General features: G+C 66.8%; 27 protein-coding genes. 20 read left to right on the plus strand and 7 right to left on the minus strand.

Translation table 11 applies throughout. The features are described 5' to 3' along the window. Positions 1 to 41: 41 nt before the first annotated feature. Positions 42 to 1,109 carry a Gfo/Idh/MocA family protein gene (locus tag BM282_RS12285; RefSeq protein ID WP_089881406.1) on the minus strand — a complete coding sequence of 356 codons (1,068 nt, stop codon included), beginning with the start codon at positions 1,107 to 1,109 and terminating at the stop codon, positions 42 to 44. Positions 1,110 to 1,325: 216 nt separating this feature from the next. Here BM282_RS12285 and BM282_RS12290 point away from each other — a divergent pair, with 216 nt between their 5' ends. The 10 genes from BM282_RS12290 (at position 1,326) to BM282_RS12335 (ending at position 11,274) form a co-directional block, all read left to right on the plus strand. Beyond that, complete coding sequence (locus BM282_RS12290) at positions 1,326 to 1,745, plus strand: universal stress protein (protein ID WP_089881409.1); 420 nt, start codon at positions 1,326 to 1,328, stop codon at positions 1,743 to 1,745. Between the two features lie 116 nt (positions 1,746 to 1,861). Further along, positions 1,862 to 2,230: an SHOCT domain-containing protein gene (locus BM282_RS12295; protein ID WP_217642706.1), complete on the plus strand. Its 369-nt coding sequence runs from the start codon at positions 1,862 to 1,864 to the stop codon at positions 2,228 to 2,230. Between the two features lie 63 nt (positions 2,231 to 2,293). Then, positions 2,294 to 2,875, plus strand: a complete 582-nt coding sequence (locus BM282_RS12300; RefSeq protein ID WP_089881412.1) for an NADPH-dependent FMN reductase — start codon at positions 2,294 to 2,296, stop codon at positions 2,873 to 2,875. Positions 2,876 to 2,948: 73 nt separating this feature from the next. Next, positions 2,949 to 3,536, plus strand: a complete 588-nt coding sequence (locus BM282_RS12305) for a thymidine kinase (RefSeq protein WP_089881415.1) — start codon at positions 2,949 to 2,951, stop codon at positions 3,534 to 3,536. Between the two features lie 10 nt (positions 3,537 to 3,546). Further along, positions 3,547 to 4,149 carry a YIP1 family protein gene (locus BM282_RS12310; protein ID WP_089881418.1) on the plus strand — a complete coding sequence of 201 codons (603 nt, stop codon included), beginning with the start codon at positions 3,547 to 3,549 and terminating at the stop codon, positions 4,147 to 4,149. 153 nt (positions 4,150 to 4,302) lie between these two features. After that, positions 4,303 to 6,456 carry a DHH family phosphoesterase gene (locus BM282_RS12315; protein ID WP_089881420.1) on the plus strand — a complete coding sequence of 718 codons (2,154 nt, stop codon included), beginning with the start codon at positions 4,303 to 4,305 and terminating at the stop codon, positions 6,454 to 6,456. A 132-nt stretch (positions 6,457 to 6,588) separates the two neighbouring features. Further along, positions 6,589 to 8,271, plus strand: a complete 1,683-nt coding sequence (locus tag BM282_RS12320; protein WP_089881423.1) for a tRNA uridine(34) 5-carboxymethylaminomethyl modification radical SAM/GNAT enzyme Elp3 — start codon at positions 6,589 to 6,591, stop codon at positions 8,269 to 8,271. A gap of 166 nt (positions 8,272 to 8,437) precedes the next feature. Further along, positions 8,438 to 9,511, plus strand: coding sequence for a DUF2891 domain-containing protein (locus BM282_RS12325; RefSeq protein WP_089881426.1), 1,074 nt, complete (start codon positions 8,438 to 8,440; stop codon positions 9,509 to 9,511). A gap of 68 nt (positions 9,512 to 9,579) precedes the next feature. Then, positions 9,580 to 9,936 (plus strand): SHOCT domain-containing protein, encoded by a 357-nt coding sequence (locus BM282_RS12330; protein WP_089881429.1) that lies wholly within the window; start codon positions 9,580 to 9,582, stop codon positions 9,934 to 9,936. 132 nt (positions 9,937 to 10,068) lie between these two features. Beyond that, a complete protein-coding gene (locus BM282_RS12335) occupies positions 10,069 to 11,274 on the plus strand; it encodes a mechanosensitive ion channel family protein (RefSeq protein ID WP_245758359.1) in 1,206 nt (401 codons plus the stop codon). Between the two features lie 24 nt (positions 11,275 to 11,298). Here the strand turns inward: BM282_RS12335 and BM282_RS12340 are convergent, their stop codons facing one another. After that, entirely contained in the window at positions 11,299 to 11,763 is a 465-nt protein-coding gene (locus tag BM282_RS12340) for a GNAT family N-acetyltransferase (protein WP_089881435.1), read from the minus strand. A 113-nt stretch (positions 11,764 to 11,876) separates the two neighbouring features. On the opposite strand from BM282_RS12340, the gene rqcH reads away from it, so the two are divergent. The 5 genes from rqcH (at position 11,877) to BM282_RS12365 (ending at position 17,279) form a co-directional block, all read left to right on the plus strand. Continuing rightward, positions 11,877 to 13,985 (plus strand): ribosome rescue protein RqcH, encoded by a 2,109-nt coding sequence (rqcH, locus tag BM282_RS12345; RefSeq protein ID WP_089881438.1) that lies wholly within the window; start codon positions 11,877 to 11,879, stop codon positions 13,983 to 13,985. Between the two features lie 219 nt (positions 13,986 to 14,204). Continuing rightward, positions 14,205 to 14,915, plus strand: coding sequence for a DUF4013 domain-containing protein (locus tag BM282_RS12350; protein WP_089881440.1), 711 nt, complete (start codon positions 14,205 to 14,207; stop codon positions 14,913 to 14,915). A gap of 71 nt (positions 14,916 to 14,986) precedes the next feature. Continuing rightward, entirely contained in the window at positions 14,987 to 15,667 is a 681-nt protein-coding gene (locus BM282_RS12355; protein ID WP_089881443.1) for a DUF4013 domain-containing protein, read from the plus strand. A 38-nt stretch (positions 15,668 to 15,705) separates the two neighbouring features. Beyond that, positions 15,706 to 16,773 (plus strand): mRNA surveillance protein pelota, encoded by a 1,068-nt coding sequence (locus tag BM282_RS12360; RefSeq protein WP_089881446.1) that lies wholly within the window; start codon positions 15,706 to 15,708, stop codon positions 16,771 to 16,773. A gap of 65 nt (positions 16,774 to 16,838) precedes the next feature. Continuing rightward, positions 16,839 to 17,279, plus strand: a complete 441-nt coding sequence (locus tag BM282_RS12365; RefSeq protein ID WP_245758360.1) for a hypothetical protein — start codon at positions 16,839 to 16,841, stop codon at positions 17,277 to 17,279. Between the two features lie 11 nt (positions 17,280 to 17,290). On the opposite strand, the gene BM282_RS12370 is transcribed toward BM282_RS12365, so the two are convergent. Both BM282_RS12370 and BM282_RS12375 read right to left on the minus strand, forming a co-directional pair. Then, entirely contained in the window at positions 17,291 to 18,289 is a 999-nt protein-coding gene (locus tag BM282_RS12370) for an ornithine cyclodeaminase family protein (protein WP_089881449.1), read from the minus strand. 162 nt (positions 18,290 to 18,451) lie between these two features. Further along, positions 18,452 to 18,700, minus strand: coding sequence for a hypothetical protein (locus BM282_RS12375; protein WP_089881452.1), 249 nt, complete (start codon positions 18,698 to 18,700; stop codon positions 18,452 to 18,454). Positions 18,701 to 18,991: 291 nt separating this feature from the next. Between BM282_RS12375 and BM282_RS12380 the strand changes: the two genes are divergently transcribed. Then, positions 18,992 to 20,290 carry an MFS transporter gene (locus tag BM282_RS12380; RefSeq protein ID WP_175501549.1) on the plus strand — a complete coding sequence of 433 codons (1,299 nt, stop codon included), beginning with the start codon at positions 18,992 to 18,994 and terminating at the stop codon, positions 20,288 to 20,290. A gap of 12 nt (positions 20,291 to 20,302) precedes the next feature. Here the strand turns inward: BM282_RS12380 and BM282_RS12385 are convergent, their stop codons facing one another. Further along, positions 20,303 to 21,370, minus strand: a complete 1,068-nt coding sequence (locus BM282_RS12385; protein WP_089881455.1) for a sensor histidine kinase — start codon at positions 21,368 to 21,370, stop codon at positions 20,303 to 20,305. A 114-nt stretch (positions 21,371 to 21,484) separates the two neighbouring features. Further along, a complete protein-coding gene (locus BM282_RS12390) occupies positions 21,485 to 21,907 on the minus strand; it encodes a DUF3054 domain-containing protein (protein WP_089881458.1) in 423 nt (140 codons plus the stop codon). A gap of 123 nt (positions 21,908 to 22,030) precedes the next feature. On the opposite strand from BM282_RS12390, the gene BM282_RS12395 reads away from it, so the two are divergent. Next, positions 22,031 to 22,258, plus strand: coding sequence for a YgaP family membrane protein (locus tag BM282_RS12395; protein ID WP_089881461.1), 228 nt, complete (start codon positions 22,031 to 22,033; stop codon positions 22,256 to 22,258). An 18-nt stretch (positions 22,259 to 22,276) separates the two neighbouring features. Here the strand turns inward: BM282_RS12395 and BM282_RS12400 are convergent, their stop codons facing one another. Further along, positions 22,277 to 22,870: a class I SAM-dependent methyltransferase gene (locus BM282_RS12400; protein WP_089881464.1), complete on the minus strand. Its 594-nt coding sequence runs from the start codon at positions 22,868 to 22,870 to the stop codon at positions 22,277 to 22,279. Positions 22,871 to 22,936: 66 nt separating this feature from the next. Here BM282_RS12400 and BM282_RS12405 point away from each other — a divergent pair, with 66 nt between their 5' ends. Genes BM282_RS12405 through BM282_RS12415 form a run of 3 tightly spaced genes read left to right on the plus strand, consistent with a single transcriptional unit; the run spans position 22,937 to position 26,015 of the window. After that, the gene (locus tag BM282_RS12405) at positions 22,937 to 23,608 is read left to right on the plus strand and encodes a GNAT family N-acetyltransferase (RefSeq protein WP_089881466.1); all 672 of its coding nucleotides are present in this window, start codon (positions 22,937 to 22,939) and stop codon (positions 23,606 to 23,608) included. Positions 23,609 to 23,635: 27 nt separating this feature from the next. After that, a complete protein-coding gene (gene fen / locus BM282_RS12410; protein WP_089881470.1) occupies positions 23,636 to 24,616 on the plus strand; it encodes a flap endonuclease-1 in 981 nt (326 codons plus the stop codon). A 55-nt stretch (positions 24,617 to 24,671) separates the two neighbouring features. Continuing rightward, positions 24,672 to 26,015: a transcriptional initiation protein Tat gene (locus BM282_RS12415; protein ID WP_089881472.1), complete on the plus strand. Its 1,344-nt coding sequence runs from the start codon at positions 24,672 to 24,674 to the stop codon at positions 26,013 to 26,015. Positions 26,016 to 26,019: the final 4 nt, after the last annotated feature.

Genomic DNA, 26,019 nt, shown 5'->3' on the forward strand with positions numbered 1-26,019 from the left:
CGACGGCCACCCCTCGATTACCCCTCAGCTACCAGTCCCGCTCAGTCGTCCAACGCCACGTCGTCGGGGTCGACGGCGACGAACGACCCGTCGGCGCGGGCGGACTCGTACGCCGCCTCGGTGACGGCCGTCACGCGGAGGCCGTCGAGCGCCGTCGCCACCGGTCGTTCGCCCGTCTCGATGGCGTCGACGAACGCCTCGGCCTTCGTCGGTTGGTCCTTCCGGGAGAGTCGCGGCCGGTACTCCCCGCTCTCGTCGTCTATCTCGGCGTACTCGCTCGGTTCCCAGTCCCGGCTGTCGAGCGTCACTGCGCCGTCTTCGTCCCACATCCGGACGTGTTCGCGCATGCACGGCGTCTCGCCCGAGAGCGAGAACGTCGCCGTCGCGTCGTTGGTAAAGCGAACCGTGACGTTCGCGCGGCCGTCGACGCGCTTCTCGTCGTCGAGAAAGTGCATGTTCGCCGAGACGGCCTCGGGGGTGAGGCCGGTGCTCCAGAGGACGCCGTCCAAGAGGTGACTCCCGGTGTCGTAGAGGTAGCCGCCGCCCGAGAGGTCGGGGTCCTGTCGCCACGCGCCCTCGAACCGGTCGACCCAGTCCTGTGAGACTTCGGCGGTTATCCAGCGCGGTTCGCGCCCGTCCTCGTTCCACACCTCCTTGGCCGCTCTGAACGCCGGGTAGAGGTGTCGCTGGTAGCCGACCATCAGCACCTCGTCGCGTTCGGCGTCGCGTTCGACGAGGTCGCGGGCATCGTCTAAGTCGGTCGTCAGCGGTTTGTCGCAGAGGACGTGGAGGTCACGCTCGAACGCCGCGAGAATCTGGTCGTAGTGCAGCGTGTGCGGCGTCCCGATGAGCACCGCGTCCAGTTCCTCCGCCTCCAGCATCGTCTCGTAGTCGGTGTACTGCGAGTCGGCGTCGACGCCGAGTTCCTCGCCGGCTTCTTCGAGGACGTCCTCGGCGATATCGACGACGGCGACGACGGCCGCGTCCTCGTGTTCGACGAACCCTTCGCCGACCGCCTTCCCGATGAACCCGCCGCCGACGATGCCGACCCGAAGGGGGGCGTGTTCGGCGTCGGCAGCGTCGCTCTCTTCGACTGCTGTGTTGCTCATGCCGGTGCGACTCGGGGAGGCGTGATAGCCGCTGGGGTTCTGGCCAGTTTGATGGGGAAGCCACGAGAGACCGTCGGCGGTGTCCGCGTCTCGCGGTGTCCGGCGCTGCCGTGCCGTGCTGAACAGTCAGGGTGCGTCGGTGCCTGCGACCGGTCCGACGCATCTTCCGAGACGAAGGGCTTCCACTTTATGCACGTCGTGGCCGTAGGCTGTTGTATGATAGCACGGATTCTCGTCCCGATGGACGATTCGGAGATGGCGCAGCGAGCGCTCGAGTACGCTCTCGAGAACCATCCCGAGGCGGATATCACGGTCCTGCACGTCGCGGGCAACCCGTCACTGATGGCGGGCGCGGCCACGGCACTCGCTCTCGAGGAGAATCCGGAAGCGGCCGCCGAAGAGCACGCGAAGGTGGTATTCGAAGACGCCCGGGAACTCGCCGCCGAGCACGGTGTCGAGATTACCACCGAAGTTCAGATGGGCCACCCGGCCCGGGCGATTCTGAACAGAGCGGACGACTTCGACGCGGTCGTACTCGGGAGCCACAGCGGTTCGTTAGTCGACCGACTGGTCATCGGGAACATCGCGCAGAAGGTGGTCCGCCAGTCGCCGGTCCCGGTCGTCGTCGCCCGGTGAGCGGCGGCGAGGACGGTCGTCGGACAGCTCTGCCTCCCGTCAGGTACCGACTGTCTCCGCAGGGCGGCTAATAGTATATCTCCGTTGGAAGCGTCTCTCTAGACGAGTGAGCCGAAATGACTTCGAGACGATACCTCGGATGGGCGGTCGGAATCGTCGCCGTCGTGGCCGCGTTCCTCCTCGGAACGACCGTCGCCTTCGGCGGGGGCACGACGGGCGGGTGGATGACTCCTGGTGGCTGGATGGCACCCGGAGGCTGGATGGGGATGGGAATGGGGGCCTGGGGGTTCGGGATGCTGTTCGTCGGCCTCCTCTGGATGGCCCTCCTCGTCGGCGTCCCGGTGGCGTTCGGCTACTGGTACGTCACGCGGCGCGACGAGACGAGAGCCGACCCGGCGATGGACGAACTCCGGAGCCAGTACGCTCGCGGCGAGATAGACGAAGGGGAGTACGAGTCGCGCCGACGGCGTCTGATGGGCCAGTAGGCGACGTGCTGAACGTTCGCGGGTCCGCACACAGCTTTTAGGCTCGGCCGCAGACCCACGAGTATGGCAGAGACACACGTCGTCGCCGTCTGCGGGAGTCTCAGGGAGCGAAGCTACACCAGACTCGCACTCGAACGCGCCCTCGAAGGCGTCCGGGAGGCGGGTGGTACCGGGGAGATTCTCGACTTGCGCACGTACGACCTCCCCGTGCTCGACGCCGACGAGGACGCGCAGGGCGACAGCGTCGAAGTCGTCGAGCGAATCCGCGAGGCAGACGCGTTGATACTCGGAACGCCCGTCTACCACGGGTCGTACTCGGGCGTGCTGAAGAACGCGCTGGACTACTGCGGGTTCGACGAGTTCGACGGGAAGACGGTCGGACTCCTCGCCGTCGCGGGCGGCGGATTTCCGGTGACGGCGCTGGAACACCTCCGCTCGGTCTGCCGGGCGTTGAACGCGTGGGTGCTCCCCCATCAGGCCGCGTTGCCGCACGTCTCCTCGCAGTTCGACGCGGGCGCGTTGGCGAACGAGGGGCTAGAAAAGCGCGTGCACGTCCTCGGCCGCCGCGTCGTGGAGTACGCGAGCATCGAACCCGACCCGGCGACGTTCGAGGCGGGCGAGAACGTCGGCGCGAGTGGCAAGTAAGCGGTCCGACACCACGCCGCGACCCGGGGCGAATGGACAATCGTTTTGACGTTCGCTCGCACCCGAACGAGATATGCACGCCATCACGAAGAGCGGGTGGATTGAGGTCATCACGGGGTCGATGTTCTCCGGGAAGACGGAGGAACTCCTCCGTCGTCTGCGACGCGCCGAAATCGCGGGGCAGGAGGTGGCGGTGTTCAAACCCGCCGTCGACGACCGGTACGGTGAGACGACGGTGGGGTCGCACGCCGGCAGTCAGTGGGAGGCGCACGTCGTCCCCTCCGAGGGCGAGGAGATGTGGGAAGTCACGGAGAAACTGAACGGCGAGGACGTCGTCGCCATCGACGAGGCGAACTTCTTCTCCGCGGAACTCGTCGATATCTGCGAACACCTCGCCGCCGACGGCCGGCGCGTCCTCGTCTCGGGCACCGACCAGACGTTCCGCGCGGAACCGTTCGAACCGCTCCCGCAACTGATGGCGCTCGCCGAGTACGTCGACAAACTGCAGGCAATCTGTACTGTCTGTGGCGAACCCGCGAGCCGAAACCAGCGACTCGTCGACGGCGAACCCGCGCACGCCGACGGCCCCACTATCGTCGTCGGCGCGGAGGAGTCCTACGAGGCCCGGTGTCGCAACTGTCATACGCTCCGACGCGACTAGTCTAGACGACGTGACCACCTGGGTAGAGAATCCGGAAGGCGGGCGCGAACGCGGCCCGCGCGGCATCGTTCGAGCGTGGGTCGAAGTGCTCGTTCGCCCCCGGCGGTTCTTCGAGAACGGCGTCGCCCCCGGCGACCAAGCGCCCGGACTCGTGTTCGCCATCGTCGTCGCCGTCGCGTACACGACGGGACTGTTCGCGACGACGCCCGCACGAATCCCGTCGCTCGCCGGCGGGCCGGGCGTCTCCGCCCTCGTCGCACTCGCGGCCGTCGCCCTCCTCCTCGCGCCGGCGACGTTACATCTCACCGCCGCGATACAGACCGTTCTGCTCGTGCTCACCGTCCGCTCCCGCGGCGGTATCAGCGAGACGGTGCAGGTCCTCGCGTACGCGTCGGCGCCGTGCGTCCTCGCGGGACTCCCGATTCCGGAACTCCGCGCCGTCTGCGCGCTCTACGGGGCGATACTCCTCTTCGTCGGCCTGAGCGAACGGCACGGCGTGAGCGTCCCGCACGCCGCCGTCGCCGGCGGCGTCCCCGCGGCGTTGCTGTTCGGGTACGTCTTCGGCGGGTTCGAGGCGATGCAGTCGCTCCTCCGCGGCGCGGGACTCCTCTGACGCTCGACGCCGGGCGGAATATGTGTAGTCAGATGTCAGTTCCGGCGTCCCGTCGGCGAATCCGTCGGAAAAACGGAGGAACGACGGGGAGACGGGGTCGTTTCCGAGAGTGATTCGACAAGGGTTTTAGTCCCGGGTCGTTTGTTGCACGCAATGGATTGGATTACGCACGACGAAGACGTTTGGTTCGAGTTTCGAGGGAATTCCCCTCATCAGCTGACGCCGGGGCGCTACTACAAGGGTGAAGTCGACGGGTTCGCGGAGTTCGGTGTGTTCGTCGACCTCGCACCGGGCGTGACGGGACTGCTGCACCGCAGCGAATTGGACCGCCGCTTGGAGAGTCTCGACTGGGACGCGGGCGACACCGTGTTCGTTCAGGTGAAGAACATCCGCGACAACGGGAACATCGACCTCGGCTGGTCCATCCGCCAGACCGAACGCGAGTTCCGCGGGTCGAAGGTTCACGACCCGGACGGCGACGACGACGGCAAACCCGTCGAGAAGTCCGACGACGACGACTCCGGCCCGGTGAAGAAGAAGCCGAAGGGGATGTCCACGAAGTCCAAAGAGCGCAACGGCGAGAGCCAGACGACGGCCGACGACACGGAAGACGAGGCCGACCACGACGAAGCCGATTCGGAAGTCGCCGCCGCCGCGGCGTCGGAAGCGACCACCGACGACCATCAAGCGGCCGAGACGGAGTCTGCGGAGTCTGACGCGACCGACTTCGACGAGAGCGAGGACGGTGCGTCCGACGAGGAGCGATTCACGCTCGTCACCGTCGACAGTCTCGGTGACCGCGTCGGCGAGGAAATCCGCCTCGAAGGCGAAGTCGTCAGCACGCGACAGACCGGCGGCCCGACCATCTTCGAGATTCGCGACGAGACGGGCGTCGTCGACTGCGCGGCGTTCGTCGAAGCCGGCGTCCGCGCGTACCCCGACATCGGTGAGGGCGACGTCGTTCGCCTCGACGGCGAAGTCGAACTGCGACGCGACGAACTCCAGGTCGAGACCGAAGAACTGGTCGCCCTCGACGGCGACGAGAAGCAGGCCGTCTTCCAGCGTCTCGAAGACGCACTCGCCGCGAAGGCCCGGCCCGAGACGGTCGAACCGCTGGCCGACCACGCGCCCGTCGAAGCCGTCGTCGAGCAACTCCGCGACGCCGCGGAGGTTCTCAACCGCGCCATCCTCGAATCGCGACCCATCGTCGTCCGCCACCCCGCGACGGCCGACGGCTACGTCGCCGGTGCCGCCGTCGAACGCGCCGTCCTCCCGCGCATCCGCGACGAGCACGAACGCGCCGACGCCGAGTACCACTACTTCACCCGCCGACCGCTCGACGACCCCGTCTACGGCATGGACGCGGCGACGAACGACGTGACGCGGATGCTGCAGGACAACGAGCGACACGACGAGAAACTACCGCTCGTCCTCCTCATCGGCGTCGGCGCGACGGCCGAGTCGCTGGACGGTCTCGGTCTCCTCGACGTCTACGGCGCGAAGCGCGTCGTCGTCGACGCCGCCACCGCGGACGAGGAAGTCGCCGACGCGGCCGACGTCGTCGTCAACCCCGGACTCGCCGGCGCAGACGCCGCCGACCTGTCGACGGGCGCGCTGGGTGCGAACCTCGCCGCCGCCCTCGACACGGACGTGCGCGACGACGTGGCCCACCTCCCCGCCGTCAGCTACTGGGAGGGGACGCCCGAGGCGTACGTGACGCTCGCCGAAGAGGCCGGCTACGACGCCGACCGGACGCGCGAACTCCGCGAGGCCATCGCGCTCGAAGCCTACTACCAGTCCTACGAGGACAAGCGCGAACTCATCACGGACCTGCTGTTCGACGACGGCGTCTCTGCCGGTGCACAGCGCGCCGGCGGCGACGCCGTCGAGGGCAACCTCGCCGGCCACATCGCCGAGCAGTTCCGCATCAAACTCGACACGGAAGTCGAGACGGCGCAGGCGAACCTCGACGTGCGCGAGGAGGGCGACGTGACCGTCGCCGTCTTGGACGCCGACGCCTACACCCACCGCTTCGACTTCCCGCCCACGTCGCTTCTCGTCGACGAACTCCACCGTCGCAACCGCGAGGGCGACAACTACGTCACCGTCGCCACCTCGATGGACGAACTGTTCGTCCGCGCGACGGGCGACGTCGACATCCGCGAAATCGCCGCCGCGGCGCGCGAAGCCGTCCCCGAGGGCGGCGTCACCGCCATCGCCGTGCGCGACAACCGCATCGAGTTCCTCTCCGGCGCCCGCGACGCCGTCGTCGACGCCGTCATCGACGCCGCCGTCGACCAGTTCTGAGCGGTTCTCTCTCGACGCGCTCTTCTCTCTGTTCTTTCGACGCCCGCGAGCGACACCCTTAACCCCGAAACGGCGCGATTGAGACCCAATGAGTTCCTTCGTTCACCTGTCGGTCCCGGCGGTGGTGGTGCCGTGAGCACCGACGCCGACGCCGACGCCGAGACGAACCCGGACGACCCGACGGAGACGGACGCGTTCCGCCGCACCTGCGAGTCGCTGGTCGAGCGGATTCTCGACGGCGAGGTGGGCCGCGACGACCTGGAGTCCGCGAAGCTGAACGCCTGCTCGGAGCACTCCTCGCCGAAGGTGCCGAAGAACGCCGAGATTCTCCAGTACGCGCCGAAGAGTCGGCGCGACGAGGTCAAAGAGGTGGTCCGCCGCAAGCCCGTCCGAACCGCGTCGGGCGTCTCGCCCGTCGCCATCATGACCTCCCCGCACATGTGCCCGCACGGGAAGTGTCTGTACTGCCCCGGCGGCCCGGCCTCCGAGTTCTCCTCCTCGCAGTCGTACACGGGTCACGAACCCGCCGCCGCCCGCGGCGTCCAGAACGACTACGACCCGTACGGACAGGTCACGCTCCGCCTCGAACAACTCCGCCACATCGGTCACCCCGTCGACAAAGTCGAACTCATCCTGATGGGCGGGACGATGACCGCGCGGAGTCACGACTACCAGGAGTGGTTCGTCAAGCGCGCACTGGAGGCGATGAACGACTACGACCTCGACTCGGAACCCCAACCCGCCGAGGACCAGTCGTTCAAGCCCGACCCCGAGGACGTGGAGTTCCGCTACCTCGAAGACGTCATCGCGGAGAACGAGACGGCCGACATCAGGAACATCGGGACGACGTTCGAGACGAAGCCCGACTGGTGCGACCCCGAACAGATAGACCGGATGCTCGACCTCGGAGCGACGAAAGTGGAGGTGGGCGTCCAGACCACCTACGAGCGAATCAACCGCGACATGCACCGCGGCCACGGCGTCCAGGCCTCCATCGACGCGAACCGTCGCCTCCGCGACTCGGCGTTCAAGGTGGGCTTTCACATGATGCCCGGCCAACCCGGGATGACCAAGGAGATGTGCGTGGAGGACTTCCGGCAGTTGTTCGAGAACTCGGACTGGCGGCCCGACTACTTGAAAATATACCCGACGCTCGTCGTCCGCGACACCATCACCTACGACATGTGGCGGCGCGAGGAGTACGACCCGCTCGACAACGAGGAAGCCGCCGACGTGGTGGCCGAGGTGATGGGGATGATTCCGAAGTACACGCGCCTGCAACGCGTCCAGCGTGACATCCCCGCGGACTTCATCGACGCGGGCGTCTGGAAGTCGAACCTCCGGCAACTGGCCGAGCAACGCGCCGAAGAGAGGGGTATCGAAGTGAACGACGTCCGCGCCCGCGAGGTGGGCATGAACGACGCCGACCCGGACCCGGAACGCGTCGAACTGCAGGTGGAGACGTACGAGGCCGCCGAGGGGACCGAACACTTCATGTCGTTCGAGGACCCCGCGGAGAACCTCCTCATCGGGTTCTGTCGCCTCCGGTTCCCGCACGACCCCGTCCGCAGAGAACTCCAGAACGCCGCGCTCGTCCGCGAACTCCACGTCTACGGCTCCGAAGTCGGACTCGGCGGCGAGGGCGACTGGCAGCACAAGGGCTACGGCCGTCGCCTCCTCGAACACGCCGAATCGATGGCTCGCGACGCCGGCTACGACAAGGTGAGCGTCATCTCGGGTATCGGCGTCCGCGAGTACTACAAGAACAAACTCGGCTACCATCAGGACGGTCCGTACGTCTCGAAGCGATTCTGAGAGCGGTAGTCGTCGTGCGGCGCGGTACGGTGCGGTGGCGGTGCGGTACGGCGCGGTGCGGTGCGGTGTTTTTCCTCCAGGTTTTGCGGGGGCGAGCGGAGCGAGCCCCCGGAAAAAGTGGAATACCACCGCTCGAACTAAGTTCGGGCTGTCGAAACTCACGCGAATGAACGACGTGACGGTGGACGTGACGGCGGCCCTCGCCGGGCGGAGAGACTGGTCGGACCCCGAACTGGCGGGGCGACTCGCACACCACCCGCTCGAAGCACTGGAGACGGAGTACCCCCACTACGTCCGCGAGGTGAACTCGCCGGACGGCGTCGTCCGCCCGCGAGAGAGAAATCCCGTGTTCTACGGCTGTTACGACTGGCACTCGGCGGTCCACAGCCACTGGACGCTCGTCCGCCAACTCCGACTGTTCGACGACCACCCGAGTCGGACCGAAATCGTCCGGAGTATCGACGCGCGACTGACGCCCGAGAACGTCGCCACCGAAGTCGAGTGGTTCGAGGAGCATCCGACGTTCGAGAAGCCGTACGGGTGGGCGTGGCTCCTCCACTTCGACGCGGAACTGTCGCTGTGGGAGGGCGGACGCGCCGACGAGTGGCGGACGACGCTCGCCCCACTCGCGGAGACGGTCCGGACGCTCGTCGACGAGCGGTTTCTCGCGCAGGACCGGCCGTTCCGCGTGGGGACGCACGGCAACTCCGCGTTCGCCCTGCACTGTCTGCACGACTACGCGAGAACGACCGGAGACGACGCACTCGAACGCGCCGTCGCGGAGACGGCAGTCGCGTTCTACGCGGACGACGAGTCGTACCCCGTGGCGTACGAGCCACTCGGCTGGGACTTTCTGTCGCCGTCGCTGGTGGAGGCGGACCTGATGCGACGCGTGTACGACGGTGAGGCGTTTCGCGAGTGGGCCGACCGGTTCTTCCCCGACGTGCGGACGGACCCGCACGCGTCGCTCTTGGACCCCGTCGGCGTCGACGCGGACCCCGAGGAGGGCGTCGCTCTCCATCTGGTCGGACTGAACGTCTCGAAGGCGTGGGCGCTTTCGGACGTGGCGACGGCCCTCGGCGACCACGAGTACGCCGGGCCGTTCGAAGAGAGCGCGCAGCGACACGCCGAATGCGGCCTCGAACAGGCGTTCACCGACGACTACGCCGGGTCGCACTGGCTGTCGTCGTTCGTGCTCTACCTCCTCTCGCGAGGGGAGGGCGGTATCGCGTCCGCCTGAGACCGAAGACACCCCGCCCCCGCGACACGACGAACGGAACTTATGGTTCGCTGACGAGACGTGCGGGTATGGTCTCGTTGCGAAGTCGTCCGCGGGTCGTCGCCGCGGCACTCGTCCTCTTCACTACCGGCGTCGCGTTCCTCCTTTCGGGCGGACTCGTCCTCGGTGCCGGCTTCTGTGTGCTCGCCGTCGTCCTCGCTCGCGCCGCACCGCGCGACGCCGAGTCGCCCGAACCGAACGAGGTTCCGCCCGAGACGTCTGACACCGCCCTCGCGACGCTCCGGACCCGCTACGCCCGCGGCGAACTCTCCGAGGAACAGTTCGAGGCGAAACTGGAACGACTCGTCGACGTCGAGACGCTCGAAGACGTCGAAGAGAGCGTGGAACGACGGCGCGAGAGAGAGCGAGCGTCCGAACGCGAGTGAGTCGCCTCCCGGCGGCCACGTATCAAATCTGATTTCTCTCAGGAGAACTTATGTGTCGGTGCCGTCGTCTGTTCGACGACGCATGACCAGTCGCGTACCGAACGAAGCTCTCAGTCGACGGACGAGATGCAGATGATGCTGCTCGAAGAACTGTTGACGGGGGTTCGGTCGTCGCTCGCACAACTGGCGACCACGGAGGCACGACTGGGCGCGACGGCGGTGTTGTTCGGCCTCGCCGTGAGTGTCGCGGCGTTGCTCGCTCCGCGTGCGGTGACCCGTGCCGCCGTCACGTTCGACCGGCGAGTGCTGTCCGACCCGCGCGTGCCCGAACCGGTGACGGAGGCGCGGTGGCTCTTGCCACCGTCGCTCGTCGTCAGGTCGCTCCAAACGGTCGTCGTCGTCACGACGGCCCTCGCCGTCCTCGTCGTCTGGGGGCGCGAGGACCTCGCTCTCGCGACGACGGTGTTTCTCGCCTCGCTCGTTCCGCACGTGGTTCGGATACTCTTGACCGTCGCACTCCTCGCGGGGGCGTACGTCGGAACGGACACGCTGGAGTCGTGGCTGTCGTCGTACGCCGCCGACTCCGACCGCATCAACGAACACCAGCAGGGAATCGTCTTCCGCGTCCTCCAGTTGGTCGTTCTCGCCGCCGTCGGACTGGCGACCATCACGCTGTGGGACCCCAACCTGTTGGACGGCCTCCTCGTCGGTGCGGGGTTCTTGGGAATCGTCGTCGGGATGGCCGCGAGACAGACGCTCGGGTCGCTCATCGCCGGGTTCGTCCTGATGTTCTCGCGGCCGTTCGAAATCGGCGACTGGGTGGAGATAGACGGCGAGGAGGGCATCGTCTCCGACATCACGATAATCAACACCCGACTCCGCAACTTCGACGGCGAAACGGTGGTGTTTCCGAACGACCGCGCGACGAACGCGACAATCACGAATCGGACGCGCCGGGACCAACTCCGCCTGACCGTGGACGTCGGCGTCGACTACGAGACGGACCTCGACGTGGCCGTCGACGTGGCGGAGGCGGCCGTCGAAGACGTGGACGTCGTCGCCGACGTCCCCGCGCCGAACGTCCTCCCGACGACGTTCGGTGACTCTTCGGTCGGACTCAAGGTGCGATTCTGGATAAAACATCCCTCCGCACCACGCCGCGCGAAGGCCAACGCCGCCGTCGTTCGCGCGGTGAAGTCGGCGTTCGACGCGAACGACATCAAGATACCCTACCCGCAGCGAGAACTGCACGGCCGCGAGGAGGTGGGCGGGTTCGTCGTCCGACGGACCGGACGAGAGGCGGAGACGCCGAACCGCGTCAGCACCGGCGGCGACTGAGCGCGCCCTTCGACCGTTCTTCGGTCACTCCTCGGCGTCCAACCGCTTGTGCATCTCGATGTGCGGGATACCGGCGTCCTCGAACTCCTCGCCGCGGCACTCGTAGCCGAGCGATTCGTAGAACGGTTGCACGCGAATCTGGGCGTTGAGCATCACGTTCGGAAAGCCGGCGTCCCGCGCCTCACGCTCGGCGGCCCGCATGATTCTGCTTCCCCACCCGTCCTCTCGCACGTCCGCGGCGACGACGACGCGTTCGACCTTCACCGTCTCGTCGTCGTACGCGCGGAGGCGGGCCGCGCCGACGACGCGTCCGTCGTCGTAGGCGACGAAGTGCGTCGCGTCGGCGCTCGGTTCGTCGTACTGGTCCCACTCCAGAGACTCGTCGACGCCCTGTTCCTCGACGAACACCTCGCGGCGGATGGCGAACGCGTCCTCGCGTTCCGCGTCGGTCCGGACAGCGAAGACGCCGCTCCGATTCGAGTCGGTCATCGTCGGTCAGACGGGCCGGGGTGGGCTGAGCGTTTCGGCTTGGGCGACTCGGACCGACGCGGACGCGTCGGTCGAACGTGCGGCTTTTCATCCGCGCGCGAGAACGGAGGGGTATGGATCCGAAGCGGGAGTTGACGAGCGTCGACCTCAGCGCTCTCGTCACCGAGTTGAACCGGTACGAGGGGGCGAAAGTCGACAAGGCGTATCTCTACGGCGACGACCTGCTTCGCCTCAAGATGCGGGACTTCGACCGCGGGCGAATCGAACTCTTCCTCGAAGTCGGCGACGTGAAGCGAGCGCACACGGCGAAACCGGAGCACGTTCCGGACGCACCCGGTCGGCCGCCGAACTTCGCGATGATGTTGCGGAACCGCCTGAACGGGGCGGACTTCGCGGGCGTCGAACAGTACGAGTTCGACCGCATCCTCACGTTCGACTTCGAACGCGGCGACGAGAACACGAGCATCGTCGTCGAACTGTTCGGACAGGGCAACATCGCCGTGTTGGACGAGACGGGCGAAGTCGTCCGCAGTCTGGAGACGGTTCGGTTGAAGTCTCGAACCGTCGCCCCCGGCGCGCAGTACGAGTTCCCCGCCTCGCGTCTACACCCCTTCACGGTCAGTTACGAGGGGTTCAAACGCCGGATGGACGACTCCGACACGGACGTGGTGCGGACGCTGGCGACGCAGGTGAACCTCGGCGGCCTCTACGCCGAGGAGTTCTGCACCCGCGCGGGCGTCGAGAAGACGATGGACATAGAGGACGCGGGCGACGACGAGTACCGCGCCGTCTACGACGCCATCCAGACGTTCCACGAACGGCTGAAATCGGGCGACTTCGACCCGCGCGTCTACGAGGAGGACGGCGCCGTCGTCGACGCGACGCCGTTCCCACTGGAAGAACACGAGGCCGACGGCCTGAACAGCGAGTCGCACGACACGTTCAACGACGCGTTGGACGAGTACTTCTACAGACTCGACCGGACCGCCGAGGACGAACCCGACGAGGAACCCGGGTCGAACCGCCCCGACTTCGAGGCGGAGATAGAGAAGAAAGAGCGCATCATCGCCCAGCAGGAGGGGGCTATCGAGGGCTTCGAAGAGCAGGCGCAGAAGGAGAGAGAACGCGCCGAACTCCTCTACGCCAACTACGAACTGGTCAACGAGGTGCTCACGACCGTTCGGAGCGCCCGCGAGGAGAACGTCCCGTGGGACGATATCCGCCAGACGCTCGAAGACGGCGCGGAACGGGGGATTCCGGCCGCCGAAGCCGTCGTCGACGTGGACGGCGCGGAGGGGACGGTGACCGTCGACATCGACGGGACGCGCGTGGAAGTCGTCGTCGACACCGGCGTCGAGAAGAACGCCGACCGTCTGTACAAGGAGGCGAAACGCGTCGAGGAGAAGAAGAAGGGTGCGCTGGCGGCCATCGAGGACACGCGCGAGCAGTTGGCCGACGTGAAAGCGCGCAGAGAGGAGTGGGAGGCGGGCGACGAAGAGGAGATGGACGACGAGGACGACGAACCCGAGGAGGTCGATTGGCTCTCTCGCTCCTCTATCCCGCTCCGAACCGAGGAGTACTGGTACGAACGGTTCCGCTGGTTCCACACCTCCGACGGCTACCTCGTCATCGGCGGACGAAACGCCGACCAGAACGAGGAGATAGTGAAGAAATACCTGAACAAACACGACCTGTTCTTCCACACGCAGGCGCACGGCGGCCCCGTCACCGTCGTCAAGGCCACCGGCCCCTCCGAACCCTCGAAACCGGTCGAGTTCCCCGACGCCACGAAGGAGGAGGCGGCGCAGTTCGCCGTCTCGTACTCCTCCATCTGGAAGGAGGGACGGTTCGCCGACGAGGCGTACATGGTCTCGGCCGACCAGGTGTCGAAGACGCCCGAGTCCGGCGAGTACCTCGAGAAGGGAGCGTTCGCCGTCCGAGGCGACCGGACCTACTTCCGCGACGTCGAGGCGCGAGTCTCCGTCGGCATCCAGTGCGACGGCGAGACGCGCGTCCTCGGCGGGCCGCCGTCGGCCATCGAAGACCGGGTGGCCGCGTCCGTCCGCCTCCAACCGGGCCGGTACGCGCAGAACGACGCCGCGAAGATGGTCTACCGGAAGTTCCGCGACGCGTTCGCGGACCAGTCGTTCGTTCGAAAGGTCGCCAGTCCGGACAAGATTCAGGAGTTCCTTCCCCCGGGTGGGAGCGAAATCGTCGAATAACCGGCGAGCGGCCTTCTTCCGGCGAGGTGGCTAATCGCCGGACGGCGAAGTAATACTCTGTTATTCTTACTGTACGCTGTACATATTTATCTCCGGAGGCGCTGTCTCTACGTCCGAGCGTACACTCCGTCCTACTGACGGAAAATATCACCATGGCCACATTACGAAACGGTGGCCACACGGCCGGTAGAGGGGGCAGGAGGACGCTCGTGATACACTATGATTAGCGAGTCACTCAACTACGTACGAAACGACGAGGACTGGATTCGGACCGTCCTCATCGGTGGTGTCCTGAGCTTACTGAGCTTCCTCGTCGTCCCGACGATTCTCGTCGCCGGCTACCTCGTCCGCGTCATCCGTTCGACGATGCACGGCGAAGAGAAACCCCCGGCGTTCGACGACTGGGGCGACCTGGCGATGGACGGACTGAAGGCGGCTATCATCGGGTTCGTCTACATGCTCATCCCCGGCATCGTCGCCGGCGTCCTCGTCGGCGGGAGCATCTTCACCATCGTCCTCGGACAGGGTTCGAACGGAGCCAGCATCCTCGGGAGCATCGGCGTCGTCGTCGGCCTCCTCGTGGCGTTCGTGCTCGGTCTCCTGGCGGCCTACGTCATCCCCGCGGCGGTGGCGAACTTCGCGGAGACCGACAGTCTCGGAAAGGGCTTCGCTATCGGCGAACTCCGACCGATACTCACCTCGGGTAAGTACTTCACGGCGTGGATTACCGGCTTCGCCATCATCCTCGCGGCCAGCATCGTCACGGGCGTTCTGAGCGTCGTTCCGCTCCTCAACCTCGTCATCGGTGCGTTCCTGACGTTCTACGCCGCGGTGGCCGCCTACTACCTCATCGGGAACGCGTGGGGCGAACTCCACGACATCCAGATGCAGGAGAGCGACGAACGGCCCGACGAACAGGCCGCCATCTGAGCGGCCGGCCCTTCCTCCTCGGATTTCGAGTTGATAAAGAGTTAACTCTCCAACGGGTGTCGGTTCCTGCAATGTTAGGTGACGCCCTATCGTACCCGCGAAACAACCCCGACTGGATACCGACGATACTCATCGGCGGCGTCCTGAGCGTCCTCGGTGTCCTGATTCTCCCGATATTCATCGTCCAAGGCTACTCCGTCCGCGTCATGCGGAGTGCGGCGAAGGGGGAGACGTCCGCCCCCTCCTTCACCGACTGGGGCGGCCTCACCGTCGACGGCCTCAAACTGTTCGTCATCAGTATCGCCTACGCGCTCCTCATCGTGATACCGATAGTCGCCGTGACCGTCGTCTTGGGTCTGGGGTCGACGCTCGCGGACCCGACGACCGGTCCGAGCGCCGCGTTCGGCGTCGCGACGCTTCTGGGCTTCCTCGTCATCGGTCTGTTCGGCCTCGCCATCGGTTACTTCGCGCCCGCGGGCTACGCTAACTTCGCCGTCGAGGACTCCCTCGGCGCGGCGTTCGACGTCTCCACCATCGTCTCGGCGGCGACGACGGGCGAGTACTTCACCGCGTGGGTCCTCGCCGTCCTCGTCGGTCTCGTCGGCGGACTCCTCGGCGGTGCCCTCTCCGTCGTCATCGTGGGTATCTTCGTCGTCTTCTACGTCCAAATCGTCGTCTACTACCTGTTCGGCCGCGGGTTCGCGAAAGGACTCGGGAAGAAGCGCCGGGCCGCCGCCGAGTCGAACGTCTAAACAGTAGCACCTTTCCCCGCCCGCCTCGCACGTCGCGTATGCGCATTTCGAGTCGCGGACGCGGCGAGGAGGGCCGCGAACGCATCACGCTCGTCCCCGAGAACGTGGACGACCTCTGGCACCTCTCGCACGTCCTCGAATCGGGCGATTTGGTCTCCGGCGACACCACCCGCCGCATCCAACGCGACGACGACCAGATGCGGGACACCGGCGGACAACGCGAACACCTGCACGTCACCATCAGCGTCGACGACGTGGAGTTCGCTCGCTTCGCCAACCGCCTCCGCGTCGGCGGCGAAATCGTCGGCTGTTCGCGGGAGGACCAACTCGGTCACCACCACACGCTCAACGTCGAAGAGCACGACGAGGTGACCGTCGAGAAACACTTCAAACCGGACCAGAAGAAGCGAATCGAAGAGGCCGAACAGGCCGCAGAGAACCCCGACGTCGTCATCGCAACCGTCGAAGAGGGCGAGGCGCACGTCCACACCGTCGCCCAGTACGGCACCGAAGAGCGGTTCTCCTTCACCGCGCCGACGGGGAAAGGCGAGTACGCCCGGCCGCGGTCCGAACTGTTCGCCGAACTCGGGAAAGCGCTCGCCCGGATGGACGTCGACGCCATCATCCTCGCCGGCCCCGGGTTCACGAAACAGGACGCCCGCGACTACATCGCGGAGAACCACCGCGACGTGGTCGACAAGATAACCGTCGTCGACACGTCCAGCGTCGGCGACAGGGGCGTTCACGAGGTGCTCAAGCGCGGCGCGGTGGACGAGGTGCAGACGCAGACGCGCATCTCGAAGGAGGCGGACCTCTTGGACGACCTGATGGAGGGCATCGCGACGGGCGAGAAGGTCACGTACGGCGTCGATTCGACGGCCGAAGCGGCCGAGTTCGGGGCCGTCGAGACGTTGCTCGTCCTCGACGAACGCCTCCGTGAGGAAAGACAGGGCGCGGGCGAGTGGGACGTCGACGTGAACGAACTCATCCAGACCGTCGAACGGCAGGGCGGCGAAGTCGCCGTGTTCTCCTCGGAGTTCGACCCCGGCCGACAGTTGAAGAATCTGGGCGGCATCGCGGCCCTCCTCCGGTACCGTCTACAGTAGGTCGCAGAGAGACTCGACGAGACGACCGACCGAAACGTTTTGCTCGCGGCGTGCCAACTCATCTCGTGGTTCGGCACGGAATTAGACGCGCGATTCGACGGGTCGACCGTTACTTGGACCTGACGTTCTTCGCCGGGATGGAAGTCTGGACGCTCGTCGTTCCGACGCTGTGGTTCCTCCTGGCCGCGCGGCCAGCGGAGGCGGTGTCGCTGTCGGCGATGACCACCGTCTGCGTTAGCCCGTTCGCCGTCGCCGCCTTCCGCGGCGGCTACGTTGGCGGCGGACGCTGGCCCAAGCCCGGACACTACGGGACGCTGGCCGCCCGTTCGGCGTACTACAGCCTCGTCGTCGGCGCGGCGACGTATCTCGGCGTCGTCTCGCAGGTACGCTGGGGGTCGTTCCTCCTCGGTATCGTCGTCCCGGCGGTGGTGTGCGTCGCCGCTCTCGCGGCGCTCCCGCGCGTCCTCGGCGCGTTCGCGCGCCTCTCGCGGGTCCGTCTCTACTAGCTTTCGCTTCGTTACTCCCCGGTCAGCGCGTCGCTGGCGGGCGCGAAGTCGATGGTCGTGCCGAGGCCCTCCGCTTTCGCCTTCTCGTAGAGCAGGTACGCGCCAGCGACGGTTTCGATGCCCGTCCCACCGCTATCGAAGACGGTTATCTCCTCGTCGTCCTCGCGGCCCGGAACCTCGCCCGCGACGACGTCGCCGAGTTCGGCGTAGACGTGGTCCTCGCTGACGACGCCCTCCTCCAGCGCGTGGAGGAACGACCCGGCGTCCTTCGTCGCGCGGTCACGCAGGTCGGGGACGTACTTCGCGCGTTCGATGGTCGTCGCGTCGAGTTCGCGCTTGCCGGGCGCGTACTGGCCCATCGCGGTGACGTGCGCGCCGGGTTCGAGTTTGTCGCCGTCGAACACCGGTTCGGAGGCGTTCGTCGCGGTGACGACGATATCGGCGCCTTCCACGGCGGCGGCGGGGGAGGCGACGGCGGCGACGCTCGTGTCCAGCGCTCGGTCCATCTCGCCCGCGAACGCCTCGCGGTGCTCCTTCGTCGGCGAGTACACCCAGACGGTGTCGAGGTCGCGAACCGTCGCGATGGCGCGCAGTTGACCGCGGGCCTGCGCCCCACTGCCGAAGACGGCCAGCGTCGACGCGTCCTCGCGGGCGAGGGCGTCGACGCCGACGGCGCCGGCGGCACCGGTCTTGAACGGGTTCATGCTCGCGCCGTCGAGGAGGGCAAGCGGTTCGCCCGACTCGGCGTCGAACACGGGCGTCATGAACCACGCGTCCCGTTCGCCAAAGCCCGCGCTGTACATGTACCCGCCCATCGCACCCGTCTCCGGGAGGACGGCGGCGTACGTCGTGAGAAAGCCCGGCGGTTCCTCGTTCGTGAGCTTCGTCCGCGGTTCTGCGGGCGCACCCTCGCCGCGCTGTCGGTACCCCTCGCGGACGGCGTCGACGAACTCCGCGGGCGTCGCGAGTCCGGTCACGTCGTCGCTCGTCAAGAACAGCGTCTCCGTCATGCCTCATCCCTCGGACGCCAGCGGCATGAACGTGCGGGGAACGGCAGACGGCGAGTGGAGACGGTGCGTCGAGACGGTGAGTGGCGGCGACGCCGTGGCTCGGTCGGTGGGTAATAATAGAAGGTCGCTGCGCCGAGTCGTCGATGTGACAGGGAGAGACGACTAGTCGGCGTCGACGGGCGTTGCGGGGTTCGAGCGCGTGGTGGTCGACACGTCCGTCTCGACGGACTGGCTCGCACCAGCCGAGACGGGTCCGTTGACGAACAACGCGTGACCGATGATGCAGGCGGCGACGCCTGCGGCGATTGGGACGGCCTGCGTCAGGCCGAACCCGGCGACGGTGAGTGTTCCAGTGAGTCCGAACAGTGCGACTGGAATGAGTCCGAGAACGTAGTCGTAGTACCCTGTCATAATACATACTATATTACGAGAACAACTGATATAATTCTTTCCCATGGGCCACCCATACGTCTCGCATCACTATCGAATAGGATTCTCATAAGTTATGGGGGAGTGATGGAGGTACGGGTGCCCTGTGTACATTTTTCTCTCATTTCGTACACGAATTAATTACTGTATACCACAGTGGAATATTTTATCTCTCAGTTCGGTTCACAGACTGCCCACATCGGAGCGTTCAACTGTACCCTCGTACGACTCACCGACGTGAATCGGAACGACCGTTCGATAGTCGCGCTCGTGATGCTCGCCCACGGGATGGTGCATACGTACGAGTTGTCCATCCCCATCTTCGTCTCCATCTGGTTGGTGGAGTTCGACGTGGTCAACCTCGGCCTCACGCAGTTGGAGGTGACGGCGGCGACGCTCGGGTTGGTCGTGACCGCGGGGTACGGACTGTTCGGCGTCGGCGCGCTTCCCGGCGGCATCCTCGTGGACCGCCTCGGGTCGCGACGCCTCATCTCGCTGTGTCTGTTCGGGATGGCCGGGTCGTTCGTCCTCCTCGGCCTCTCTCCGAGTCTCGTCGTCGTCACGCTGGCACTGCTCTTTTGGGGTGCCGCCGCCAGCGTCTACCACCCCGCCGGACTGGCGCTCATCTCGAAGGGCGTCGAAGAACGCGGAACGGGGTTCGCCTACCACGGCATCGCCGGCAACGTCGGCATCGGTCTCGGACCGCTCCTCACGGCTATCCTGCTCTTGTTCCTCGATTGGACCACCGTCGCCATCGTCCTCGCCGTGCCCGCACTCGGCGCGGGCCTGTACGCCACGCGCGCGAAGTTCGACGAGACGGCCGCCGTCGGCGCCGGTGAGGGCGGGTCCTCGAAGGCCGACGCGGGCGTCGACTCGCTCGGCGAACTGCTCTCGGAGTCGAAGCGCCTGTTCGCGGGCGGGTTCGTCGTCGTCTTCCTCGTCGTCATGTGCTCGGGGCTGTTCTATCGCGGCGTGCTCACGTTCCTCCCGAACCTCTTGGAGGGACTCGACGCGTTCGCTCCCGTCCCCCTCGCGTCGCTCCTTCCGGCCGCCGTCGCCGACGCTCTCGGCGTCGAAGCGGGGTCGGGCCGAACGCTCCAACCGGAACGGTACTTCTACTCCGGACTGCTCATGGTCGGCGTCCTCGGGCAGTACGCCGGCGGCAAACTCACGGACCGCCTGCCCGTCGAGTACGGACTCGTCGGGTCGTTCGGCGGCCTCGCCATCCTCGCCGTGCTCTTCTTACCCGTCGCGGGCGCGGGCCTCGTCCCGCTTCTCGCGTTCGGCGCGGTGCTCGGCTTCTTCCTGTTCGTCATCCAGCCGTTCTATCAGGCCACCGTCGCGGAGTACACCCCGGCGGGCACGCGCGGCCTCTCGTACGGCTTCACCTACCTCGGGGTGTTCGGCGTCGGCGCACTCGGCGGCGCACTCGCCGGAGCCATCCTGACGTACGCGACGCCCGCCGTCCTGTTCACGACGCTCGCCGGTATCGCCGTTCTCGGTGCGCTGTTCGGACTGTATCTCGCGCGGAAGAACGGGTCGTCCGCCGGGTCCGACGCCGCGTCGAACTGACGAGACGACGCGTCACGCGACGTCGACGCCTCGAACCTCGAATCGAGCGCCACCGTCTCGACTCTCGCGAACGCCGACGGTCCAGCCGTGGCTCTCGGCTATCTTCCGGACGATAGCGAGTCCGAACCCCGTCCCGTCGGCCGAGTTCGTGTAGCCGTCGTCGAACACCGAGTCTCGCTCCGCCGGCGGGATGCCCGGGCCGTCGTCGTCGACGAAGAAACCCTCGCCGTCGTCGAGTCGTCCGACGCGGACGACGACAGCCTCGTCGGCGTGGTCCACGCAGTTCCGAAACAGGTTCTCGAACAGTTGTTGGAGGAACGCGGGGTCGGCGTCGACCCTCTGCTCGTCCGCCGTCTCGAACGAGAGTGTCGCTCGCTTCGTCTCGACCGTCTCCCACGCTCTTCGGGCGACGGACTGGACGGAGACGGACGTCGGGTCCACCGCGTCGGTTCCCACGCGAGCGAGGGTCAGCACGCCCTCGATTATCGTCTCCATCCGCTCTAACGACCGCTCGACGGCGTCGAGGTGGTCCGTTCCGGCGTCTCGCTCTCGTGCGAGTTCGAGGTTCCCTATCGCCACGTTGAGCGGGTTTCGCAGGTCGTGACTCAGCGCGTTCGCGACGCCTTCGAGCCGTTCGTTCTGTCTGTCCAGCCGGTTGCGCTGGTCGCGGAGGAGACGCACCTGACGAACGCGCAGTCGCTCCCAGCGGACGAGTCCGACGAGGAGCAGTCCGACCCCGGCGATCATCGACCCGTCCTCTAACACGGTGAGCACGGCCGTCGGATGGGCGAGAAACTCGTCGAGGACGTCGGTCACGGCCCGTATCGTGAGAAGCGTGATTCCGAAGAGCACCGGGGTGGACGCGTATCCGACCCGTTCTCTGGGGTTGGCGGTCAGTTCTCTCGACGACGACACCGCGAACAGGCCGGCGACGGCGACGACGAGGAACACCGATTCGACGACCGCTTGACTCGTCACGGTCGTGTTGTCGACGGGGAACGCGAGTAACTGGGCGACGGTCACGACGACGACGAGAGCGAGGAGGAGAGACGGCTTCGCACCCGCCGCGTACCGTTCCATGTCCCTTCGAGGCGAACCCCGAGCATAGCTCTGATGATACGCACGCTGTCAGTTACTGCCGAGCGAGGACGCGCGGAGAACGGAACCGAATGGAACGACCGCGGAGAAACGGGGTTACGCGAAGAGCTTGAAGTAGAGCCAGCGCCAGCCGACGAGGGCGACGAGGCCCGTCACGACGATGACGACGGCGAACACGACGGCGAAACCGCCCTCGAACAGCGGAGACGCGCGGAGACCGAGGCCGAGAACCGACCCCGGAATCCAGCCGCGAATCGCCAGCGGAATCGCGGACTTCGCGGTTTCGGCCGCCCCGGCGGAGTACGCGCCGATGAGCGTCCCGAAGACGGCCCATCCGAGCAAGAACGGAACGAGCGTCAGTATCCACCCGACCGGTTCCGCCGAGAGGTAGTCCACGCCGTTGTGGTTGACGACACCGAAGGTCAACACGCCCGCCAACGCGAGGAAGTCACCCACTGCGAGGGGGGCCGCGCCGGCGTCGAGTCGTTCGTCGAGGAACGAACTGTTCGAGGTTCCCATACCCGTGGATTCGGAGCGTCCCACATGACTCTCTCGTTTTCTGGTCGGTCCACGCCTCGCTCGCTCGTCCGGGGAGAGCTGTCAGCGGGTAAGAACTATACTGCCGCTCCGAGAACTGACCGTATGGACCTTCCACGGAACGTCGGTGGGAGGGACCGCATCCTCCGAGGCGTCCTCGGCGTCTGGTTGGTCGTCGTCGCCGTCGCCGCCTACTCCGAAGACCGCAGACTCTCCGCCGCCGTCGCCGGACTCTCGGGGGCGGGCCTCCTCCAGAACGCCGCGACGGGGTTCTGCGGTGGTAACTTCCTCTTCGGCATCGACACGACGGACGACGCCTGTGCGCTCGACTGAGCGGACCACACCGGGCTCTCAGTCGTCTTCGACGCGCCCGACGACGACGTACTCGAAGCCGCCCGAGACGATTCTGGCGTTCAACCCCGCCCGTTCGAGCACGTCGCAGAGTTCGTCGGGCGTCCAGAACTGCGAGTCGAACCCGATGGCGCGTTCGGCGAGGACGAGTCCTCGCCCGCGGAGCGTCCGCGGACCGAACTCCTGAATCACGACGACGCCGCCGGGGACGACGACGCGGGCCGCCTCGCGAACCGCCCGTTCGGGGTCCGGGAGGTGGTGAAGCGCGTCGACGACGACGACGGCGTCCACGCTGTCGTCTCGCATCGGGAGCGTCCCGGCGTCGGCGTGGACGGCTTCCCGGCCGTCGTCGCGCGCGCGTTCGAGCATCCCGCGCGAGAAGTCCACGACGGTCGGTTCGGGGCCGTCGCGGGCGAGTGCGCGCGTCGCGCGTCCGGTTCCGCCCGCCACGTCCAGCACCCGTTCGACCGGGCGGCGAGCGAACGCGAGTCCCGCCCGAAGCGAGTCGGCGTCGGCGGCGGGCATCGCGGCGTCGTAGAGACGGGCGATTCGGTCGAAGAACTGCACGTCGCCGGGGCCGTGGAGTCGGGACATACGCGCCGTACGGTAGCGAGCGTGAAGAACCGACGCACTCATTCGTCCGACTCTCCACCGACGAGTATGGAGTTCGTCGTCCTCGGGTGGCCGGACGACGGGCCGACGCTTCGGTTGGACTACCGTCGGTTCGCCTACGCCGGGAAGTTCGTCATGTCGAACACGGGGAAAGCCGTGGCGCTCGACCGGTGGGACACGATGCCGACACAGTCGCGGGAGTACGACTCGAACGTCGTCGCCGCCGTCGCGTTCAACGAGGACCGCACCGACGAGACGACGCTGTGGCTTCGCTACGTCTCCGTCCGCGCCGACAGACGAGGCGAGTCTCTCGGCCCGCGACTCTGCGCGTTCGTCGTCGACGCGGCGCGGAGCGAACGCTACGAGACGCTCAGGATAGCCGTCAACAACCCGTTCGCCTACGCCGCCCTCTACAAAGTCGGCTTCGCGTGGACGGGCGAGACGACGGGCCTCGCGGAACTCGTCCTCGAACGTCCCGCCGACGCGCCCGCACCGCGGACGCGAGAGCGGTATCAGTCCGGCCTCGAACGCTACCGGGACCGCGAGTTGAGCGACGAAGAACGGACGTTCGTGGACGCCAACGAGGGCTCCGGGCCGCCGGAACTGCTCTCGGTCCTGTACGCCGTCGACGCCGACGCCGGAAGCGACGACGACGCCGGAGGCGGAGTGGACGGCGACGCCGAGGACGGGGCCGACGCCGGGACGGACACGGGACGTTGATACCCCCGGCGGCCCTACCCGAGGCCGATGGGTAACGCAGACTTACGGACGCTCGCCGCACTCTCCGACGTGTCGTTCGACGACGTCGCCGGGAGCGTCGTCGCCGTGGACGCGCACAACTGGCTGTACCGCTACCTCACGACGACGGTCAAGTTCACCAACAGCGACGTCTACACGACGAGCGAGGGCGACGAAGTGGCGAACCTCGTCGGCATCGTCCAGGGCCTCCCGAAGTTCTTCGAACACGACCTGGTCCCGGTGTTCGTCTTCGACGGCGGCGTCACGGAGTTGAAAGACGCCGAGGTGTCCGAACGCCGGGCGCAACGCGAGAAGGCCGAGGAGTTGAAACAGGCGGCCGAGGAACGCGGCGACGACCTGGCGGCGTCCCGACTGGAGGCGCGAACGCAGCGACTCACGGACGTGATTCACGAGACGAGTCGCGGCCTCCTCGAACGACTCGACGTGCCCGTCGTCGAAGCCCCCGCCGAGGGCGAGGCGCAGGCGTCCCACATCGCAAAGCGCGGCGACGCCGATTACGTCGGCAGCGAGGACTACGACACCCTGCTCTTCGGCGCGCCGTACACGCTCCGACAACTCACCTCGAAGGGCGACCCCGAACTGATGGACCTGGAAGCGACGCTCGCGGACCTCGACGTGACGCAGGAACAACTCGTCGACATCGCAATCCTCTGCGGAACCGACTTCAACGAGGGCATCTCCGGCGTCGGCCCGAAGACGGCGCTGAAGGAGGTGAAAGAACACGGCGACCTGTGGGCGGTGCTCGAAGCCAGAGACGCCTACATCGAGAACGCCGACCGGGTGAGAGAACTGTTCTTCGACCCCCCCGTCACCGACGACTACGAGTTCGACACCGACATCTCGCCGGATATCGAGGCGGCCCGCGCCTACGTCACCGACGAGTGGGAAGTTCCCGAAGCGAAGGTCGAACGCGCCTTCGACCGCATCGAGGAGTCGCTCGTCCAGACCGGGCTGGACCAGTGGACGTGAACCGAAAGTACGGACGAACGACACGTTTGTAACGCCCGAGCGAAAACCTCGGTGCATGGTCCCGCAGCCCTCTCTCACGCGCCGGACCCTCCTCGGCGGCGTCGGTGCCGCACTCGGCGCGAGTCTCGTCGGTACCGGACTGTTCGCTCCGACGTGGCTCCCCGACGCCGTGACGGACGAACTGCTCAGATACTATCCCGAACCGGCGGACAACTACCTCTGGCGGCCGCCGGTGTCGGAGTCGCACGCGGACGCCGCCGTCGAACGCCTCGCGGAGACGGTCGAAGCGGCGAACCGGCTGGCCGAACGAGTCGACGAGGAGTCGCTGTCGGACGACCAGTCGTACTACTTCCGCATCGGCCGCGACCCCTCGGGCGGTTGGCTCGGGTCGGCGCGAGACGCCTCGGACCCGCGGGAACGACTGTTCAACGCGACGTACGGGATGCAGTTCGCGGGCGAAGCGCTCGGCTACCTGAAGCTTCACTTCGACGAACTCGACGCCGAGGACGTCGTCGAACGAGGGGACAGACTCCGAACCGCCGCGGCCGACGTGCACGACTCCGTGCGCGACTACCGCGTCTCGGACCCGAGACGTGACCTCGCGTATCTCTACTCCGTCGAGAAGTATCTCGGACTCGTCAGACTCGACTCGCACCGAGGCGGCGTCTTCCTCGGCGGCACCGCAGACGCGGAGGAGTACGACGAACGGGACGTGGCGGGGACGGTGGGGTCGCACCTGCAGGCCGAACAGCGACTCGCGGACGCTCGCCACTACCGCGACCAGTACCGCGAGAATCTCGGGGACGACGCCCGGCCGTACGCCGACCAGTTGGACGGTGCCCTCTCGCGACTCACCGCGATGGCGAACGACTACCCGCGACGGCACGACTTGCAGGAGAGACTGCGCGAGGAGGACGTCGACCAGTCCACACCGCTCGGCGCGGCGCGGTGGGAACTGTTCACGCTCGGCTACGACGACGACTTCCGGTTCGGCTTCGACGATGACGGCTACCGACCGAACCACCGCGTCCAACACGTCGTCGAGACGGCGTGGGCCGTCCTCGCTCGTCGGGCACACGAGTTCGCCCTCGACGAACTCGACGTCTCGCCCGGCGACACGGGCTACGACTCCGGCCGGACCCTGAAGGCGAAACGGCGCGCGATGCGGACGTTCCGGTCCGTACGCGAGGCGTACGACTCGCCGTTCGCGGGCGTCCTCGCACAGGAGGCGGCCAGTCGCATCCGCGCGGGCGACATCGGCCTCGGGAGTCGCTGGGACGCCGCCGCCGACGACAGACCGGCGTGGCAGGACCGCGTCGAGTCGACGACGTACTACCTGATGGGGAACGGGACGATGCGCGAACTCGGCGACGTTCTCGGCGTGATTCTGGCGCGGTAGCGCA

This window comes from Halogeometricum limi (assembly GCF_900115785.1).
In the GTDB taxonomy this organism is placed as follows: domain Archaea; phylum Halobacteriota; class Halobacteria; order Halobacteriales; family Haloferacaceae; genus Halogeometricum; species Halogeometricum limi.